This window comes from Flavobacterium sp. LC2016-01 (assembly GCF_009711135.1).
Classification (GTDB): Bacteria; Bacteroidota; Bacteroidia; order Flavobacteriales; family Flavobacteriaceae; genus Flavobacterium.
In genome coordinates, this window is record NZ_WMIC01000007.1 from 24,059 (window position 1) to 43,528 (window position 19,470).

Here is a 19,470-nt window from a genome sequence, read left to right on the forward strand (position 1 = left end):
TAATAATCTTAAGAAAAAATATAATTCAAAAAATCTAAGTCTGGATTAATCGTTTTAATCAATTCTATTTTCTTATCTCTAGTCCAGCCTTTAATCTCTTTTTCACGACTAATTGCTTCTTGAATCCAAGTAAACTTTTCATAGTACAACAAAAACTCAGTATTGTATTTTGAAGCAAAAGTTTTATTCTCTCCTGTAATATTTTCTTTATGCTGATATAAACGAACTCTCAAGTTATTTGTTACTCCGGTATAAAATACTGTTTTAAACTTGTTTGTTATAATGTAAATATAATAAGTATGATAGCCTTCTAATGATTCCATTCTGTCAAATTAATTTTTTGTTCCAATCCTAAAAACAAAAACAAAAGATTATTCTTACTTTTTTATGCAAATTAAATAAACTCATATGATTTTGCATGCGGAGTAACTTACGAAGATTCCTCGTTCCTCGGAATGACAAGACTGAGGGTAGCTCGTTGGCGAAAAAAAACATCCACAACAACTTACAAACCTGATAATTATCAGGTTTTAGGAAAATCCTTTTTTCAATATTTGTCTTTATTTTAATCTGAAGACAAATGACAAAATCGCCTTTACATACTTTTCATATTCCCGTAATGGGGCTAGCGTACACAATTGACAGCCCGATTCGTGTGGCGCAATACGGAATTTCGTCTGTTATTGCTCTCGCTGATGATGACTTAATTGAGAAGATGCGTAACTTTTATAGTACTAAATTCAACATTCCTTACGAAGAAATCACGCAAAAATTTCATGATTACCGTGCCGAAAGAATTACTTCTTACCTAAATTTAGTGGACAAAATCGTAAAAGAAAAATTCGAAAATTTCAAAACTGAATTAGCCGAAAGCAAAACAGCTCTCGAAAACTTCATGTCGATGCTTCCTAATACTTCTGACATTAAAAAAGGATTTCAGAATTTATTGGATGATGGAATCGCTTTTAAAGAAAATATTCAAAACTATATCGAAACACATCTTTTTCCTGGCGAAATCGACGTTAATATTATGACGAAACTGGACAAAGATAATTTTGTCAAAAATGAACAGCTTCCAATCGAATTCAACGATGCTCACGCTGCTTTAAGAGGTTTTGCCAATAGTAATCTAGAATCTTCTGTTGTACTTTCTGCAGGAATGAATCCAAGATTGTTTGGTTATTTCGAAAACTTCAAAGACTTTTTTCCAAATGAAAATAACGAACTGAAAAAGAAAATCATCTTAAAAGTAAGTGATTTTAGATCGGCGATGATTCAGGGAAATTTTTTGGCTAAAAAAGGACTTTGGGTTTCAGAATACCGAATCGAATCGGGATTAAACTGCGGTGGTCACGCCTTTGCAACCGATGGACTCTTATTGGGCACGATTTTAGAAGAATTCAAGCAGAAAAAAGAACAATTGATACAATCGGCCCACGATTTAATGATTAAAGCTTTACAGCTAAAAAATCAAGCTTCCCCAGAAAATCCTTTAGAACTAAAAATTACGGTTCAAGGAGGTGTTGGAACTGCAGAAGAACATGAATTTTTATTAGACGAATACAAAGTCGATTCTGTTGGCTGGGGTTCACCTTTTTTATTAGTTCCTGAAGCTACTTCTGTAGATCAAGAAACGAGAGATTTATTGATGAATGCCAAAGAAAATGATTTTTATCTGAGCAATATTTCGCCTTTGGGAGTTCCATTTAATACTTTGAAAGGAACAACAAATGAATTTTTAAAGCAGAAAAGAATTCATGAGAATAAAGCTGGAAGCTCGTGCCCGAAGAAATTCTTAGCATTAAGCAAAGAATATGATCCGCACGGAATCTGTACCGCTTCAAAAAAATATCAAGATATCAAACTAGAGGAATTAGAAAGCAAAAAAGATACTTTATCTTCGGACGAATTCGAGAAAAGCAAAATCAAAATAACCGAAAAATCATGCTTATGCGTTGGTTTGGCAAATGCATCTTATCTCGAAAATGATATCAAAATAAAAGGTCAAAACCAGGGAGTTGTAATTTGCCCGGGGCCAAATTTGGCTTATTTTGATCAGGAAGTTTCTTTGAAAGAAATGGTACAGCATATTTATCAGGGGAAATCGGTTTTGAGAACTGACCGCCCGAATTTATTTGTGAAGGAATTAAAAATGTATGTCGATTATTTTAGAAATGAAATCGAAAATATTTCTGGAGAAGTAACCGCAATGCAGCTTAAAAAATGGAATTCTTTTAAAGCGAATATTTTAGAAGGAATTGAATATTATCAGAATCTGTTTTCTTCAACTTTCTATTTTAAATCTGACGAAGAAAAAATTAAAAACCAATTCGATTTTTATAAATCAGAATTAAATGCGATCCAGATTCCAACACTGGAATTAGCATAAAATAAAACGCCGATTTAGAAATTCTAAATCGGCGTTTTTTTATTTATAGTGCTTAAAATTTATTCGTTCTTTTTCTTCTTGCTGTCAATAATTGCGCCTGTACCAGCACCAACTCCTGCTCCTGCCAATCCTCCAATTATGGCACCTTCGCCTTTTTTCTTACTGACAATTGCTCCTGTCGCTGCTCCTACACCGGCACCAATTACAGCACCTTTAGCAGCTGAACTCCAGCCTTTCTTTTTTGCGGGTGCCGCAGTTGCTGTTCCATCATTTTGATGTACTACGACAACTTTTTGAGCTTCTGCTTTTTGTTTCTCTTCTGCCTTCGCCATTTCAGTCTTCATTGAGTCGATAACACGTTGTTTATTAATTTCAACTTTCATTGAATCAATACTGGCTTGTTTGGCTTTATTCAAATCTTCTTTGCTTTGATTTTGACAAGAAGTTAGAAGTATTGCCGCTAATAAAATATATAAGCCTTTCATGATCGTAGTTTTTAAAATTATATACTACAAATTACGGAATATCTGCTATAATGTTTATTACAGAATTTTCTATAAAGTTTATAAGATTAGAAGATTTTGAAATTTTTCCCGCAGATTCTGCAGATTTAGCGGATTGTTCTTTGAGAAACTTTATCCAAAAATTTGCTAAATCTGCAGAATCTGCGGGAAACAAGAACTTTGTTATATAATTCTTTTTTACTTCCCTAAAATTCCTTTTTTCAGAATTTGCCCAAAATCATACATATCTTCATAAGAAGAATATAAAGGAACTGGCGCGAGACGAATAACGTTTGGTTCACGCCAATCTGTAATTACACCATTTTTCATTAAATAATCAAACAGGCTTCGTCCTTGTCCATGCAGAAAAACAGACAATTGTGAGGCTCTTTCTTCTGGATTTGATGGTGTAATGATTTCAAAAGTACTTTCCACTTCTTTGTCAATTTCATGCAGAATAAATTCCAGATAAGAAGTAATATGATCACGTTTTGCAATTAAAGCATCCATTCCAACTTCAGCAAACATTTCTACAGATGCCAAATAAGGTGCTAATGAAAGAACCGGAAGATTACTAATCTGCCATCCGTCTGCTCCATGAACGGGATCAAAAGTCGGTTCCATTTTAAAACGACGTTCTTTATTGTGTCCCCACCAGCCCGCAAAACGTGGTAGATTTGGGTCGTTGTGATGTCTTTCGTGAACAAAACAGCCAGAAGCATTTCCAGGTCCTGAATTCATATATTTATAACTGCACCAAGCGGCGAAATCTACATTCCAATCGTGAAGTTCTAATTTGATATTTCCTGCAGCGTGCGCTAAATCCCAGCCCACTTTTGCACCGGCTTTTTGTCCTGCTGCAGTTATGGTTTTAATATCAAAAACTTGCCCGGTATAATAATTAACTCCTCCTATTAAAACCAAAGCCAATTCGTCGCCAACTTCCTCAATTTTTGCTAAAACATCTTCTAACCGAATATTGTGTTCACCTTCACGGCGTTTAATTTCTACGATTGCATCTTCTGGTTTGTATCCATGAAAATGAACCTGACTCTGAAACATATATTGATCTGACGGAAATGCTTTTTCTTCGCAGATAATTTTATAGCGTTTGCCTTTTGGCTGATAAAAAGAAACCATCAATAAATGGAGATTTACAGTCAAAGTATTCATTACCGTAACTTCTGACGGAAGTGCTCCTACAATTTTACTCAACGGCTCAGAAAATCTTTCCTGATAATCCCACCACGGTTTCTCTGCATAAAAATGACCTTCAACTGCCAGTTCTGCCCAGTCGCTCATCACTTCATCGATATAAGCTTTAGTACGTTTTGGCTGTAATCCTAATGAATTTCCTGTAAAGTAAATTACTCGTTTATCATTCACTTTTGGAAAAATAAACTGATCTTGATAATGATTTAATGCGTCTTTCGAATCTAGCTCTCGTGCAAATTCGCGTGTATTTTGAAAAGTCATTGTTTTTTATTTTGGTTGCTAAAATAACACCTTTTGAAATATTTCGAATAAATTTAACAAGTTTCGCTTTTTAAAGTATTCAGTGTTCAGATTTTTAGTGGTCAGTAGCGGTCTTAAAACTAAAACTGAATACTAAAAATCTGAACACTGAACACCATAAAAAAACCCGTCATTGCTGACAGGTTTTTGAAATCTCTGAAATAAACTCAGATTATAATATTAACATCGCGTCTCCGTAAGAATAGAATTTGTATCCTTCTTTGATCGCTTCGTCGTATGCTTTTTTCATTAAATCATGACCACAGAAGGCAGAAATCATCATTAACAATGTTGATTTTGGCGTGTGGAAATTTGTAATCATACAGTTTGCAATACTAAAATCGTGAGGAGGGAAAATAAATTTATTTGTCCATCCTTCGTAAGGATTTAAAGTATTAGCTGAAGAAACAGAACTTTCGATTGCACGCATAGAAGTTGTTCCTACTGCGCAAATACGTTTTTTCTTTGCCTTTGCTTCATTTACGATATCACAAGCTTCTTGATTGATGATCAACTCTTCTGAATCCATTTTATGTTTAGATAAATCTTCAACCTCAACTGGATTGAAAGTTCCTAAACCTACGTGTAAAGTTACCTCAGCAAAGTTCACTCCTTTGATTTCTAATTTTTTCAAAAGGTGTTTTGAGAAGTGTAAACCAGCAGTTGGCGCCGCTACAGCTCCTTCTTCTTTTGCGTAGATCGTTTGGTATCTTTCAGCATCTTCAGCAGTAACTTCTCTGTTGATGTATTTAGGAATTGGAGTTTCTCCAAGTTCTGTCAATTTATTTCTGAATTCTTCGTAAGAACCATCGTATAAGAAACGTAAAGTTCTTCCACGAGAAGTTGTATTGTCAATTACCTCAGCAACTAACGAATCGTCGTCACCAAAATAAAGTTTATTACCAATACGGATTTTTCTAGCTGGATCAACTAAAACATCCCAAAGGCGCTGCTCAGAATTTAATTCTCTTAATAAGAAAACCTCAATTCTTGCTCCCGTTTTTTCTTTGTTTCCGTACAAACGTGCAGGGAAAACTTTTGTATTGTTAAGAATTAAAACGTCTCCGTCATCAAAATAATTGATAACATCTTTAAACATTTTATGCTCTATTGTCTGTTTTTTACGGTCAATTACCATTAAACGAGATTCATCTCTGTTTTCTGCTGGGAATTCAGCCAAAAGTTCTTTCGGTAAATTGAAATTGAAGTGTGATAATTTCATATTTGAAGTTAGATTTTAAAATATCAATCTTAGACTTTTTTATCTAAAATTTTAAATCGCTTGCAAATATACGATTGTGAGATAGGCGTTGTCAAGTGTTTTGACGTTTATTTTCAAAAGTCCTTGATTTAGTGCCGTTTTACGATAAATAAAAAGCACATTATTTAAATTAATTTTAACGTTTTTAAACCATATAAGAAATATAAGTTCATATTAACTGGGTTTTTACATACTATTTAAACCCTAAAGTCCGGATCCCGATACTTCGGGACGGTATAAAAACTTGCTGGGTTTACGTCTAATTACGCATAAAAAAACCTCTGGTTGAAACCAGAGGCTATGTTTTAAGCTTTATTTTTAAATGAACTTATATAACTTATATGTTTCAAAATTTTTTACAATTCTGAAACTTGGAAATTTAAAGCTTTTAAATCGTTCCAAAAATCTGGATATGATTTTGAAACTACTCCTGCATCTTCAATAATAATTGGAACTTTTATTGCTAATGGAGCAAATGCCATTGCCATTCGGTGATCATTATAAGTTCCGATTTTTACATCGTGATTAATAGTTGAAGAACGCTCTAAAGTCAAACTGTCATTAGTTACCGAAATATTTGCGCCTAATTTTGTAAGTTCAATTCTTAAGGCTTCAAGTCTGTCGGTTTCTTTAATTTTTAAAGTATGAAGACCTGTTAGGTGACATCCAATTCCTAAACCTAAACAAGTCACTACAATTGTCTGTGCAATATCTGGCGTATTATTCAATTCAAAATTTACATCTTGATAATTAAAGCCAGCTACTTTTTCCAATGTCATTTTATTTCCTTGGAAAGTAGTCTTGACACCTATTTTTTCATAAAGAGAAACTAACTCTGAATCTCCTTGCAAACTGTTTTCTTTGTAACTGCTTAAAGTTATTGTCGCAGCATCGGCCAAAGCAACTAAACTAAAGAAGTAAGAAGCCGAACTCCAGTCAGATTCTACAACCATTTCTTTTGATTCTACAGATTCTTTAGGAAACACTTTAATTACATTTCCTTCGAAACTGGTTTTGATATCCAAATCATTCAGCAAAGCCAAAGTCATTTTGATATAAGGAACTGAAGTAATTTCTCCTTCTAAAGTAAGTTCTAAACCATTATCCAGTTTTGAAGCCACTAATAAAAGTGCCGAAATATATTGACTGCTTACATTTGCTGCCAAGTTTACTTTTGAAGCTGTTACTTTTTTTCCTTTGATTCTAATTGGCGGATAACCTTCTTCTTTTTCGTATGAAATCTCAACTCCCAATTGTCTTAAAGTATCAACCAAAATTTTGATTGGACGTTCCTGCATTCTGCTTGAACCTGTCATTACCACTTCTCTGCCTTCGTTTACAGCAAAATAAGCGGTTAAAAAACGCATCGCAGTTCCCGCGTGGTGAATGTCTACAATTTCGTCATTGCCAATTAATGCTTTCTGCATTACTTCGCTGTCGTCAGAATTTGAAGTATTAGCTAAAGTAATATTTGGAAACAAAGCTTTTAGTAATAATAATCGGTTTGTTTCGCTTTTTGAACCGGTGATATTTAGTTCCGAATTATCAATTGTGAATTGTGAATTCGTGCTTAATTTTAAATTCATGATATTAGTTATGAGTTGCGAATTATGAGTAACATAATCCAAGCGCGCAATTTACCACTCCTCGCCCGTAAATCAAAATTCGCGCTGAAATTTCACAATTATTTCAATTTATCATTGTTTTTGTGACGATCTTTATCTCTAACCGATTTTAAATCCATTTTTTTATCAAAAGCAGCCTGTAAATCGATTCCGGTTTGATTGGCCAGACATAAAACTACAAAAACAACATCGGCTAATTCTTCTCCTAAATCTTTGTTTTTATCGCTTTCTTTCTCTGATTGTTCTCCGTAACGGCGCGCAATAATTCTGGCAACTTCGCCAACTTCTTCTGTTAGCTGCGCCATATTAGTCAATTCGTTAAAATAACGAACGCCATGCTCTTTTATCCAGGTATCAACATCTAATTGTGCATTTTTCAAATCCATTGCTATATTTTTTTAAGGACAATTTTTTCATTTTGGCTGGCAATCATTTTCTGAAAAAGATCTTTTAATCCGTTGTAATCGCCAGCTGCAAAAATACTATTGTTTATTTCTTTCGTACAGCTAATCTGAATTTTATTTTCCAGTTTTGAAATATTTAGTGTAAAAACGATTTCTTTATTTTCTGATGAGATTCGGATTGGACTTGGCATCGATTCCACTTCATATCCATCAGGAATCTGAAGATTCAAGTTGAATTTTTCCTGAGTTGGATATCCAAAATAAATTCCCATTTGCCTTTTTTCCTGATTAAAAGGATTTTTAGACCTAGTAAAAAATAATAATGGATTGATGAACAACTGCCCGCCTATACTTTCAGCAACATTGTCAGAGGCAAAATCAAAAGTTTCAGTTACAGGCTCAGAAAAATTAGCTTTCCCATTTTCAATTTTATAATTCGATATTTTTAAATCTCCGAGTTCTTCTTCATACTTTTCAAGATAATTTTCCTGATTTTGGGCGGAGTGTTTTATTCTGAAATTATAAGCATCATATTCTGTTCTTTGAATTCTCATTTTGCCGTCAATTTTGCCAACTTCATTTATTTTTCCAAAAACAGTCGAAAATTCTTTAGACAATGCAGTTGGGTCTAAGTTGATTTCCTGCGAAGATCCATCAATTTTAATCAGCCTTCCTTTCCAGTTTAAAACATTCAAAGGCAATATGTTTGGACATGTGTAATTATGTGTCGCGTCCAGCAAAACTATTTTTCCATCAATGAGCGCACCTGCAATCACATAATTGAAACCAGTTCTTGTTGGATATACTGGTACACCATTTTCAATTGTACTCACCAAAATGGGATTGGCATCAATACCTCCAAGTTTCAGCATATTGATCAAAATAAAATTAATTTCAGCTACATTTCCGGTCTGATCGCTGTATGCTTTTACAATTCCTTTATCTGTATAATAATCATTGACTTCATTCCAGTGCATTTTATTCTGAACAAATTTGAAAATAATGTTCATTCGGTCACTAGGAGATTCAATTCCTGTCAATAATCTTTTAACATCTTCAACAAGAAAATTCTTTTCGTTAAGTTCTTTTCCAAAATGTTCATTTTTAAAGATATTAGTTGCAACACCTTCCCAAGTAACAGAATAATCTTTATCTGGCTTATCTGGATAACGAACTCGCTCGATCTCAAATTGAAGAGCACCTCTGTAATTATCTACATTATTTACATACGGCTCTTCTGTCAAAGCTGGAACATCTTTTCCTTTATAAAAAGTATTGATTTGTTTATAAGAAAGTATACCAGATTGGTTGTGTTCGTTCTCATAACTTTGGCTTTTTCCAACCAATTTAGCGTCAGTTTCTATTGGATAATTTCCAACTGAGATTGACTTATAAATATAGTATTCCGGAATTTCTGTGTTATATTCAAAGTAATTGACCGGAACATCATACTGAAATTCAAAATCAGGTAATTTTAGAAGATTTTCCGATTTCAAAACATATTTGTATTCGATAACAGAACCCACTTTTACATTTGGGAGCGTAATCATTTTTTCTTTCCAAAATTTATTGACCTTTTTCTGGAAACTTCCTTGATTGTCAAGTTTTGTTTTTACAATTGCACCATTTTCAAGATTATAGGTAAGCGCATTTGAGAACTCTAAGCGATCTTCGTTTAAGTTTTCATAGCCAATAAAAAATCGTACTTTCTGATCGGCCCATTTTAGTCCTTCTTTTTTGTAGATTTTGATTTTAAACTCGTAAACATGATTGGCCGAAAAACCTTTATCATTAGTGTAAGTAAAAAAAGTTCTCCCTTTTTTAAACAAAATCGCCGCCGGAGCAGCAGTATCTTTTGGGTTTGATTTTTCCTGCAGTTCAGCAATTGTGACTTTGCCAAGCTCGTAGTTTTGAGCCTCTCCTTTTAATGAAAGAAGGAAAAATAAAATAGTAAACGTTAAACTTGAGAACTTCATTTTTTATATTCTTTTTAAAACAATTTTTTCATTTTGACTCGCGACCATATTTTGAAAGAAATCTTTTAGCATATTATATTCATCAGAGGCGAATATATATTTGTTTATTTCCTTAACAACCTGAATATGAATTTTTCTTTCTTCAGAAATCATATTCATCGTATAAGTTACATCCCTGTTTTCTGTTACCATTTTCATTGGTTTTGGAAGCGATTCAACAACAAAACCATCTGGAATATCCAAAAAGACATTGTAAGTGTCTTGCCCTGGAAATCCGAAATAAATAGGCATTTGTCTTTTCTCCTGTTTAAACGGATTTGTCAAATCGGTAAAAAAAAGTATTGGCCTTAAATAAATTTTTCCTCCAATAAAATCGTATGCATTTTTTGCTTTAAAATTAAACTCCTCCTGAACAGGTTTTGAAAAGTTTACATTTTTATTCTCGATTTTGTAATCTGTGATTTCAATATTGCCTAAGTCGTTCTCTAATTTTTCCAAATAAGAATTCTCATTTACAGTAGCATTTATTTGTCTAAATCGGAGCGCTTCATAATCTGTTTTCTTTATGCGTAGCTTACCTTCAAGCTCTCCTAAAACAGGGTTTATACTTGCAATGATTGTATAACTATCTTTTGAAGCATTTTTTGGGATCAAATCTATTTCCTGAGAAGAGCCATCTTGTTTGATAAGTCTTCCTCTCCAGTTTAACACATTTAGCGGCAAAATATTAGGTTCCGTAAATTTATTTGTGGCGTCTAATAAAATTCTTTCTCCGTCAATTTCGGCTGCGCCAATAACATAATTAAAGACTGTTCGGTTTGGAAATACCGGAACACCATTTTCAACTGTGCTTACCAAAACAGGATCTGTTTCAATCCCTGCATTTTTCAACATTGAGATCAAAATAAAATTTATCTCGGCTATATTTCCCGATTTTTCTTCATACGCTTTTTTGACACCTTTGTCCACAAAATAACTTCTTTGTCCGTTCCAATTCATTCTATTCTGGACAAACTTAAAAATTAAGTTTAAGCGTTCTTTTTTTGATTCAGTTGTCTGGGTTATTTTTTTTAAATCCTCTGAAAAATAATCTTTTTGCTTAAGTTCGTCTCCAAAATCTTTACTCTTGTAGATCGAGGTTGCAACCCCTTCCCATGTTTTTGTATAATTAACTGCAGGTTTTTCGGGATATCTTTCTTTTTCCAATTCGTTCTGAATTGATCCTTTATAATTACTAATATTATCAACAAATTTTTCATCATTAAGTGCGGGTATATCTTTTGACGAATAAAAACTATTAATCTGTTTATATCCGACCGCAAATACTTGGCTGCTTAAAACCACTTCTGCTTTCGTTTCTACTTTTAAATTTCCAACGAGCAAGGATTTATAAATAAAAAATTCTGGGATTTCTGTTTGATATTCGAAATAATTGACCGGGATGTCATACTGAAAATCAAAATCAGGAAGTCGTACTATATTTTCTGATTTCAAAACATATTTAAATTCTAAAACCGAACCCACTTTTACGTTTGGTAAAGTAATTGAAGCCTGATTCCAGTATTTGTTTATTTTATTTTTAAAATTTCCCTCGCTAGCCAATTTAGTTTTTATGATTTTTCCGTTTTCTAAATTGTATGTTGCAGCATTAGAAAAATTTACTGTATCATCATTTAGATTATCATATCCTACGTAATAAGAAACTTCTTGATTTGCCCAGCTCAGACCTTCCTTTTTATAGATTTTAATTCTGAATTCATAGACATTATTCGAAATAATTCCTTTTCCTTCTGTATAAGTAAAAAAAGTTCTCCCTTTTTTAAACAAAATAGCTGCCGGAGCAGCAGTATCTTTTGGGTTTGATTTTTCTTCTAATTCAGCAATAGTAACTTTTCCCAGTTCGTAATTTTGAGCCGTGACTTTTGAAGCTCCCAAAATCATGAAAACCGAGACAATCATTAAACGTAATCTCATTTTTTATATTCTTTTTAAAACAATTTTTTCGGTTTCCTTTGCAATCATTGTTTTGTAATATTCTTTCAGCATATCATATTTTCCAGTCGGGACGATGGCTTCATTAATTTGATGAATGATCGCAAGCTGAATTCTGTTGTCTGAAAGTGCTATATCAAATTTAAAAACGCCTAAATTATCCTCCATAACAACAGCAACAGGCTTTGGTAAATTTTCGACTGTAAAATTTTCTGGCAATTTTATATCAATGTTATAGCGCTGTACTGTTGGAAATCCAAAATCAACTGGATATTCTCTTTTTTCCTGTTTAAAAGGATTTTTTTCACTTAAGAAAAACAGCATCGGATTTAGATATATTTTTCCGCCAATGATTTCGACCAAATCAGATCCTGCGAAAGAAAATGATTCAGAAACTGGCAAGGAAAATTCTTTTTCATTGACTCTTTTATAATCGCTTAGTTCGATTTTATTGTTTTCATTTTCAAATTTTTCGATATAAGCATCTTCATTTTATTTTGCGATTTTCTCTCTAAAATTCAGCGCATGATAATCCGAATATAATCTTCTTGCTTTTCCTTCAATTTTTCCAGATTCCGAAATTTCAAAACTCATCGCAACAATATCTGAAGAGCTCTTTTTTGGCATTAAATCGACAACTTCAGAAGTTCCATCTTTTCGAATTAATCGTCCAACCCAATTTAAATCTCTTAAAGGCAGCACATTTACGCTTGCATAATCATCTGTTGCATCTAATAAAATAGTTCCTTGCTGCGTTTCTACTCCTGCAATCACATAATTAAATCCGGTCATACTAGGAAAAAAAGAAATCCCGTTAGAACGTGTGCTAATCAAAACCGGATTTGCATCTAAACCAGAATAACGAAGCATTGCCGTGAGCATTAAATTGACATCTGCGCAATTCCCTGATTTTTCTTTATACGCTTTTCTGACTCCGTTTTCGCATCCGTAGCCGAGATGATTATTCCATTTTATGTTTGATTTCACATAATTAAATATGACCGCTATTTTATCCTCTGGCTTTATTTTATCAGCCAATAACAATTTGAGATCATCTTCAAAATAACCCGTTTTCTTTACTTCTGGACCAAAATCATCAAACTCATAAATGGTTTTTGCAACAGAAGGCCAGTTTGTTGAAAATGATTTGTAAATCTGCCCCGGAATAGCAATCGCTTCGAGCTCATGCGAAATAGACGCACGATAATTATCCATATTATTCACAAAATCCTCTTCTTTCATTGCCGGTACATTTTGAAGAGAATATGTACTTTCCATTGCTAAATAACCATAGGTATTAGCAACCTGCGAATTTGATTTTGGAATAAAAAATCCTTTGAAATTTTTTTTGAACAAAAATGCATCAGGAATTATGGTTTTAAATTCCGAGAAATTTACTGGAATACTTTTTTGAAAATCCCAATCCATAATATTTAATGAACCGCCAATTACCTTAACCTGATATTCTATAATTGAACCTTCTTTAACATCTGGAAACGTAAATTTTTTAGCCCAATAATCTTTGTTGATTTTTTCAAGAAATTCACCTTCTGATTTTAGTTTAGACTTGACAATTTTTCCGTCGACTAAATTATACGTATACACATCTGTAATACTGATCGCGCTTAATTTCCCTGACGGAAAACTAAACTGCATATTAGACCAGTCATAACCTTCTTTTTTATAAATTTTTATTCTGGTCTGCGTTATACGTTCTGTATATCCTGTATTATTTATTTTGACAAGACCTTTAGTAAACAAAACTGCTGCCGAAGCAGAAGAATCTATCGGATGCATTTTTTCCTCCAGCTCAGCAATACTTACTTTTCCTAATGCAAAATTCTGTGCATTGATTTTTGAAAAACCAATGCACAGAAAAAGAACTATTACCAAGTTTTGGAACTTCATATTTAAATACGTTTTAAAACAATCTTTTCAGTTTCTTTTGCAATCATTGTTTTGTAATATTCTTTCAGCATTTCATATTTTTCTGCAGAAAAAATAGCTTCGTTAATTTTATTCGCAATAACTACCTGCAATCTGTTTCCGTTCGCCCCGACATTAAATTCAAAACTTCCTGCATTGTCTTCCATATTTATAATTGCTGGAGCCGGCAGTGTTTCAACAGTAAAACCTTCAGGAATCTCAATTGTGATATTGAATTTATCCATTTGCGGAAATCCAAAATCGACCGGATATTCTCTTATTTCCTGTTTAAAAGGATTTTTGTCATTAGTAAAAAACAGCATCGGATTAATATAAATTTTACCCCCAATAATTTCGCATAAGTTGCTTCCTGTAAAGGCATACGTTTCTATAGCAGGCAATAGAATATCTTTTTCATTAGTTCTGCTGTAATCACTTATTTCGATTTTTCCGCTTTTGTTTTCTAATTTTTCAAGATAATCTTCTTGTTTAACACCGTCAATTTTTTCCCTTGTGATCATTGCCATATGATCTGTGTATTGTCTTCTAGTTTTTCCAGAAACTTTTCCATCGGCATCAATGCTGTAAGTCATAAAAACAATATCATTTGATGCTTTTTTAGGCGTTAAATCAATTTCTTGAGAAGTGCCGTCTTTACGGATTAATCTTCCGGTCCAGTTAATGGTTCTGAAAGGAAGAATATTTGGTGTTGAAAATTTATTTGAAGCATCTAATAATAAATTTCCTTGTGGTGTTTCTACTGCTGCAACTACATAGTCAAAAGCAGTTCTGTTAGGGAATAACGCAATTCCGTTTTCACGTGTGCTCAGCAAAACTGGATTTGCAGTAAGTCCTGCGAAACGAAGCATTGAAGTCAGCATCAAATTAATGTCGCCAATATTTCCTGTTTTTTCTTTGTATGCTTTTTTAACTCCGTTATCGCAATCGTAACCTGTATAACCGTTCCATTTTACATTCGCTTTCACATGATTCAAAATAACCCAGATTTTTTCTTCAGGTGTATTTTTCCCAGCAAGCAACGCTTTTAAATCATCTTCATAATAACCTGTTTTGTTTAATTCCGGACCAAAGGTTTCATAGTTATAAATTGTTTTTACAACCGATTCCCAATCTGTAGAATACATTCGCATTTGCGAATTTGGAAACTTTGTCATCGCTAATTCATGCTGAATACTTGAAACATAATTATCCATGTTATTTACAAAAGCTTCCTCTTTCATTGCTGGGAAATCTTGTGCTACATAAGTTGTTCTTGTTTCAATATAATCAACTTTGTCTGTCGAAAATGTAGTTGTAGAAACACGTCCTTCTGATCTCTCTTTACTTGTAAATATTATTGAACGAGGACTTTTTTCAACGGTCATTTTCGGAAAAAAATATCCTTTTTGTCTAGAATTAAAAACGTAATATTCAGGGACACAAGTTGTAAACTCACAGTAATTTACCGGAATTGTTTCTTGAAAATCCCATTCTCTTATTAGTCGGTCACTCGGACTTTTGATTGTATAATTAAATTCAATTACAGAACCTTCTTTTACATTTGGCATTGTAATTTTCTTTTGAGCTCTGAATTTATTTAAAACTTCATCAAAAGTTCCTTCTGTTTTTAATTTCGTTTTTTCGATTTTGCCTCCTACCAAATTATAAGTGTAAGCATCCGAAAAAGATACTTTCTCATTAAGCCCGGACATTTTATAATACCACACTTTATGATTTGCCCATTCATAACCTTCTTTTTTGTACACTTTTATTCGGACTTCAACATCAGTCAAAGTAACAAAGTCACCTTCGCTCTGGTCAAACTCAATTCTTGCTTTTCCTTTTTTGTACAAAATAGCGGCCGGAGCTGCAGAATCTTTAGGATGTACTTTTTGCTCTAATTCGGCAACAGATACTTTTCCTAATTTAAACTCCTGTGCTGTTGTTTTTGAAACAACCAAAAGCACAATTGAAAGGCTTAAGATTTTAATTAATTTCATTTGGGGTTAGTTCTTGGTTAGTTTATTTATTGGTTTTTTAGCTTTTTATCAGGATAATTTTTGCGTTATCGTTTCTTGAAATCTGTTCTCTAAAAAGTCGATATTCATCATATTCTTTATTTGAATATTTTCCTTTGTTCAAAAACATGCTTCGTTTGTAAATCAGTTTATTATTGTCTTTTTTGATAATTTCAGTTTTGTATTCGCCAAATTTTCCTTTCAGTTCATAATTTGCTGGAAGAAATTCGATTGTAAAACCAGCCGGAAGATTTACTTCGATTTCATCAGAATCCATATAACCGCGCTGAATCTCGAATGGATTTTTTCTGTTTCTGATGCGTTTGACACTTTCACCATTTTGATTGAAAGCATCAATAGCAAAAATCATTTTGTTTGCCGAAATTGAAGCGTAGTTTATGGCACTTAATTGCACATCTTCGGTAAAACGGATATTTTCTTTATCGTTCGAAAATGTTATTTTCCCTAATTTCAGATTATTAATATTGCCCCAATATTCTTTATAATGCGCTTCTTTTTCTGTTGGCTGATACATTTCGATTCTGTACTTTTCACTGTACTGAGAGCCTTCAGACATTATTGAAATTGAACCCGAAAAATGTCCGTTTTCATCAATTGTGTACGATCCTTTGTCTTTTTGGATATTGCCTTTGTCTTCATACACTTTTGTTCGAACAATTTGACCGCCTTCTGGCTTCACTATTAAAACATCTCTGTCATCTGTAAAAGTTCCTTGGTAACCAAACGGATTATCTTGACTTGTACATTCCAAAAAAGTATAATTATCTCCATTTGGAATTGCCAATATCATATGATTTCCCTGCATCGAAACAAAATCAGACTGGATATTAGCTTTATCAGGATCACCATACAAAATAGTATTATACGAAGGGACATCAACTGCCTGCAAAAGTGCTTTCGTATAATTTGACAAAGCCTTGCAGTCGCCATAACCTAAACGATCAACATCGCTCGCAAGCATAGGTTTCCAGCCGCCAATTCCAATAGCGATATTTACATATCTTGATTTCTTCTGTACATAATCATAAATGATTTTTGCTTTTTTGATTGGGTCTTTTTCATCGCCTACAAGGGCTTTCATTTTAGCTTTAGTTTCTTCTGGCAAAGTTGTCGTTCCGGTTAGAATTTTATCTCCGTACCATTTTCCAAAAGCTTCCCAGGTTGTTGCTGTTCCGTCAACACCTTCTAAATGAAATTTTTCCAGTCCCATAATAACTCTTGGAAATAAATCAACTGAAGATGGACTTAAATCTTCTGATTTTTGGGCTAAAATATTCTCTGAAATATAACTCAGCTTTGTAGCTGATTCTTCGGTCTTTTTTATATTAAAGCCTGAAAACTGAAATTCTTTTTTCTTAAAACCCAAATCATTTGGAAAAGTAACATTGAGTACGCATTTTTCGACACTTGCATTATAGCCGTCCCAAAAATACCACTGTGGTAAAAAAGCAGTATTTGAAGTTTCTTCTTCGCAAGTATAAACAATCGTAAAAGGATATGAAATTGGAGTATAATTTAAATAAATGACACGGCTGTCTGAGAAAAGCGTACTGCCGCTTACAGCACTCTGATCTCTAAAATCTTTTCGTTTGATTTTTTTGATTTCATTGCCCGCTGCATCATATACAACTGCTTCAATACTGTTTATTGAACTCGTTTTATCATAATGAGCATATGCATTAACATGACCAAGTCCTTTGTCATTTAAAACCGTTACAACTCGTTGTTTTTTTATATTCATGCTTCGCTGGGAAACAATCGTAATATCCATTTGATCTAATCGAACAACTGCATTTGCATTTTGTTTTAGACTGTCTGGAATTGAAGTAATATTGTAATTAGCCTTTTGTGCGTAAGAAGTAAGGGCAATTAAACAAAAAAATAACGAAAAAAAAGGGCTTCTCATTGGTAAGTAATTTCTTCAAATATATATTTTTTTTAGAAATCCTTAACATTTGTTCAAATTTTTTTAATCGCGATTTTTGCTGTCCATAACAATCGTTACAGGACCATCATTTAACAGGCTGACTTTCATATCGGCACCAAAAATTCCGGTTTGAACCTTTTTATTAAATTCTTTTTCCAATGCTTCAACAAAGCGTTCGTACGTTGGAACAGCAAAATCTGGTTTAGCCGCTTTTATATAAGAGGGACGGTTTCCTTTTTTTGTAGAAGCGTGGAGTGTAAACTGGCTAACGACAATAATTTCGCCGTCTATATCTTGTACCGAGCAGTTCATGACGTCATTTTCGTCACCAAAGATTCGCATTTTTATAATCTTGCCAGCAAGCCAATCAATATCTTCCTGATTATCTGCATCTTCAATTCCAACTAAAATCAATAATCCTTTTTTAATATCGGCTGTTTTTTGACCATCAACTGTTACTGATGCCTCGGAAACTCTTTGAATTACTATTCTCATAGAAATTGTGAATTGTGAATGGTAAATTGTGAATTTATGTAGTACCTAACTTTTGCTTAGAGGTTATAATTATTGAAGCTAAAATTTTATTTATTTCTATAATATCAGACTTAATAGATTGAAATTGAATCTCATTTAAGTAATTAGATTGAAAAAGCAATTCCAACCAATAATCTGTTTCATTTGCTTCTTTTTGAGCTATCGCAAGTTTATGAATAAAATCTTTTTTACTTTCTGCTTGCTCAGATTCTCTTATTAATGCACCTATCGCTGTACCGCTGCGAAGTAATTGTTTACTTAGAACATATTCCCTTTTATCATCTTTTAAGAATTGAAAAAGTTTAATAATTCTCAGTGCAAAATTAAAAGACTTCGTTTTTATTATGTTATCAGCCATAATTCACAATTTACCATTCACAATTCACAATTACTTTCTCGTTTCATCACTCGCCGCACGATCTTCACCATAGTTGTCAGTTCGATAATGTTCTTCGTCACCTTCAAGGATTTTTAGATAACTATTGTAACGTGACCAGGCAATTTCATCTTTTTCTAAAGCTGCTTTTATCGCACAATGCGGTTCCTCTTTGTGTAAACAATTGTTAAACTTGCATTGATCTTTTAATTTGAAGAATTCAGGAAAATAACCGCTGATTTCTGATGGCTCCATATCAACAATTCCGAAACCTTTTATTCCTGGTGTGTCGATAATTCTAGCATCAAAAGACAAATCGTACATTTCGGCAAAAGTTGTAGTATGCTGACCTTGTTTGCTTTGTTCTGAAATTACAGTCGTTTTTAAGTGAAGACTTGGTTCCATTGCATTTACCAAAGTCGATTTTCCAACTCCAGAATGTCCTGAAAACATGCTTACTTTTCCAATCATCATTTCTTTCAGTTGGTCAACGCCTTTATTTTCTGTAGATGAAATTCGGAGGCATTTATATCCAATTTCCTGATAAATATGCTGTAAGTAAAGCTGATCATCTAAAGTCTGATCATTAAGCGTGTCAATTTTATTAAAAATCAGGACAGCTTCAATTCCGTATGCTTCGGCAGTAACCAAAAAACGGTCGATAAAACTTGTAGTTGTTGGCGGATTATCAATAGTAACCAGCAAAAAAACCTGATCAATATTGGATGCAATAATGTGAATCTGTTTCGATAAGTTAACCGATTTACGAACGATATAGTTTTTTCTTTCGTGAATTTTATGAATTGTTCCGGTCAGAGCATCAGATGTTTCCTCTAATTCATAATCAACAATATCGCCTACAGCAATAGGGTTGGTACTTTTTATACCTTTAATTCTAAATTTCCCTTTCATACGGCATTCCAAAAAATCTCCTTTTTCAGATTTTACGGTGTACCAGCTTCCTGTAGATTTATAAACGGTTCCTGTCATTCTATAATTTTAG

Annotated in this window: 16 protein-coding genes; 1 reads left to right on the plus strand and 15 read right to left on the minus strand. The window is 33.2% G+C overall.

Going from position 1 to position 19,470, the window contains the following annotated elements; genetic code table 11:
• Positions 1-8: 8 nt before the first annotated feature.
• The gene (locus GKZ88_RS15040; protein WP_155103181.1) at positions 9-323 is read right to left on the minus strand and encodes a GIY-YIG nuclease family protein; all 315 of its coding nucleotides are present in this window, start codon (positions 321-323) and stop codon (positions 9-11) included.
• Between the two features lie 257 nt (positions 324-580).
• Here GKZ88_RS15040 and GKZ88_RS15045 point away from each other — a divergent pair, with 257 nt between their 5' ends.
• Complete coding sequence (locus GKZ88_RS15045) at positions 581-2,389, plus strand: hypothetical protein (RefSeq protein WP_155103182.1); 1,809 nt, start codon at positions 581-583, stop codon at positions 2,387-2,389.
• Between the two features lie 59 nt (positions 2,390-2,448).
• On the opposite strand, the gene GKZ88_RS15050 is transcribed toward GKZ88_RS15045, so the two are convergent.
• The 14 genes from GKZ88_RS15050 to rsgA all read right to left on the minus strand — a co-directional run bounded on the left by GKZ88_RS15050 (position 2,449) and on the right by rsgA (position 19,457).
• Positions 2,449-2,874 carry a YMGG-like glycine zipper-containing protein gene (locus tag GKZ88_RS15050; RefSeq protein WP_155103183.1) on the minus strand — a complete coding sequence of 142 codons (426 nt, stop codon included), beginning with the start codon at positions 2,872-2,874 and terminating at the stop codon, positions 2,449-2,451.
• Between the two features lie 216 nt (positions 2,875-3,090).
• Complete coding sequence (gene kynU, locus GKZ88_RS15055) at positions 3,091-4,368, minus strand: kynureninase (protein ID WP_155103184.1); 1,278 nt, start codon at positions 4,366-4,368, stop codon at positions 3,091-3,093.
• 211 nt (positions 4,369-4,579) lie between these two features.
• Positions 4,580-5,629, minus strand: a complete 1,050-nt coding sequence (gene queA / locus GKZ88_RS15060) for a tRNA preQ1(34) S-adenosylmethionine ribosyltransferase-isomerase QueA (protein ID WP_155103185.1) — start codon at positions 5,627-5,629, stop codon at positions 4,580-4,582.
• A gap of 395 nt (positions 5,630-6,024) precedes the next feature.
• A complete protein-coding gene (locus tag GKZ88_RS15065) occupies positions 6,025-7,254 on the minus strand; it encodes a 3-phosphoshikimate 1-carboxyvinyltransferase (RefSeq protein WP_155103186.1) in 1,230 nt (409 codons plus the stop codon).
• Between the two features lie 98 nt (positions 7,255-7,352).
• Positions 7,353-7,679 carry a nucleotide pyrophosphohydrolase gene (locus GKZ88_RS15070; RefSeq protein WP_012022600.1) on the minus strand — a complete coding sequence of 109 codons (327 nt, stop codon included), beginning with the start codon at positions 7,677-7,679 and terminating at the stop codon, positions 7,353-7,355.
• A gap of 2 nt (positions 7,680-7,681) precedes the next feature.
• Positions 7,682-9,673 carry a DUF3857 domain-containing protein gene (locus GKZ88_RS15075; RefSeq protein WP_155103187.1) on the minus strand — a complete coding sequence of 664 codons (1,992 nt, stop codon included), beginning with the start codon at positions 9,671-9,673 and terminating at the stop codon, positions 7,682-7,684.
• Between the two features lie 3 nt (positions 9,674-9,676).
• Positions 9,677-11,647: a DUF3857 domain-containing protein gene (locus GKZ88_RS15080; protein ID WP_155103188.1), complete on the minus strand. Its 1,971-nt coding sequence runs from the start codon at positions 11,645-11,647 to the stop codon at positions 9,677-9,679.
• 3 nt (positions 11,648-11,650) lie between these two features.
• Positions 11,651-12,067 carry a hypothetical protein gene (locus GKZ88_RS22655; RefSeq protein ID WP_347343882.1) on the minus strand — a complete coding sequence of 139 codons (417 nt, stop codon included), beginning with the start codon at positions 12,065-12,067 and terminating at the stop codon, positions 11,651-11,653.
• A 90-nt stretch (positions 12,068-12,157) separates the two neighbouring features.
• Complete coding sequence (locus tag GKZ88_RS15085) at positions 12,158-13,573, minus strand: DUF3857 domain-containing protein (protein ID WP_347343883.1); 1,416 nt, start codon at positions 13,571-13,573, stop codon at positions 12,158-12,160.
• A 2-nt stretch (positions 13,574-13,575) separates the two neighbouring features.
• Complete coding sequence (locus GKZ88_RS15090) at positions 13,576-15,591, minus strand: DUF3857 domain-containing protein (RefSeq protein ID WP_155103189.1); 2,016 nt, start codon at positions 15,589-15,591, stop codon at positions 13,576-13,578.
• 37 nt (positions 15,592-15,628) lie between these two features.
• Positions 15,629-17,536: a DUF3857 domain-containing protein gene (locus GKZ88_RS15095; RefSeq protein ID WP_155103190.1), complete on the minus strand. Its 1,908-nt coding sequence runs from the start codon at positions 17,534-17,536 to the stop codon at positions 15,629-15,631.
• A 63-nt stretch (positions 17,537-17,599) separates the two neighbouring features.
• Positions 17,600-18,052 carry a D-aminoacyl-tRNA deacylase gene (dtd, locus tag GKZ88_RS15100; RefSeq protein ID WP_155103191.1) on the minus strand — a complete coding sequence of 151 codons (453 nt, stop codon included), beginning with the start codon at positions 18,050-18,052 and terminating at the stop codon, positions 17,600-17,602.
• Positions 18,053-18,086: 34 nt separating this feature from the next.
• A complete protein-coding gene (locus GKZ88_RS15105; protein ID WP_155103192.1) occupies positions 18,087-18,449 on the minus strand; it encodes a four helix bundle protein in 363 nt (120 codons plus the stop codon).
• A gap of 30 nt (positions 18,450-18,479) precedes the next feature.
• A complete protein-coding gene (gene rsgA / locus GKZ88_RS15110; RefSeq protein ID WP_155103193.1) occupies positions 18,480-19,457 on the minus strand; it encodes a ribosome small subunit-dependent GTPase A in 978 nt (325 codons plus the stop codon).
• Between the last annotated feature and the right edge of the window lie 13 nt (positions 19,458-19,470).

Bases quoted from the DNA above. Each gene is read 5' to 3' on its own strand.
- GKZ88_RS15090 (WP_155103189.1), bottom strand. From the start codon at position 15,591: ATGAAATTAATTAAAATCTTAAGCCTTTCAATTGTGCTTTTGGTTGTT.
- GKZ88_RS15070 (WP_012022600.1), bottom strand. From the start codon at position 7,679: ATGGATTTGAAAAATGCACAATTAGATGTTGATACCTGGATAAAAGAG.
- GKZ88_RS15105 (WP_155103192.1), bottom strand. From the start codon at position 18,449: ATGGCTGATAACATAATAAAAACGAAGTCTTTTAATTTTGCACTGAGA.
- queA (WP_155103185.1), bottom strand. From the start codon at position 5,629: ATGAAATTATCACACTTCAATTTCAATTTACCGAAAGAACTTTTGGCT.
- GKZ88_RS15075 (WP_155103187.1), bottom strand. From the start codon at position 9,673: ATGAAGTTCTCAAGTTTAACGTTTACTATTTTATTTTTCCTTCTTTCA.
- GKZ88_RS15080 (WP_155103188.1), bottom strand. From the start codon at position 11,647: ATGAGATTACGTTTAATGATTGTCTCGGTTTTCATGATTTTGGGAGCT.
- dtd (WP_155103191.1), bottom strand. From the start codon at position 18,052: ATGAGAATAGTAATTCAAAGAGTTTCCGAGGCATCAGTAACAGTTGAT.
- kynU (WP_155103184.1), bottom strand. From the start codon at position 4,368: ATGACTTTTCAAAATACACGCGAATTTGCACGAGAGCTAGATTCGAAA.
- GKZ88_RS15045 (WP_155103182.1), top strand. From the start codon at position 581: ATGACAAAATCGCCTTTACATACTTTTCATATTCCCGTAATGGGGCTA.
- GKZ88_RS15050 (WP_155103183.1), bottom strand. From the start codon at position 2,874: ATGAAAGGCTTATATATTTTATTAGCGGCAATACTTCTAACTTCTTGT.
- GKZ88_RS15085 (WP_347343883.1), bottom strand. From the start codon at position 13,573: ATGAAGTTCCAAAACTTGGTAATAGTTCTTTTTCTGTGCATTGGTTTT.
- GKZ88_RS15095 (WP_155103190.1), bottom strand. From the start codon at position 17,536: ATGAGAAGCCCTTTTTTTTCGTTATTTTTTTGTTTAATTGCCCTTACT.
- GKZ88_RS15065 (WP_155103186.1), bottom strand. From the start codon at position 7,254: ATGAATTTAAAATTAAGCACGAATTCACAATTCACAATTGATAATTCG.
- GKZ88_RS15040 (WP_155103181.1), bottom strand. From the start codon at position 323: ATGGAATCATTAGAAGGCTATCATACTTATTATATTTACATTATAACA.
- rsgA (WP_155103193.1), bottom strand. From the start codon at position 19,457: ATGACAGGAACCGTTTATAAATCTACAGGAAGCTGGTACACCGTAAAA.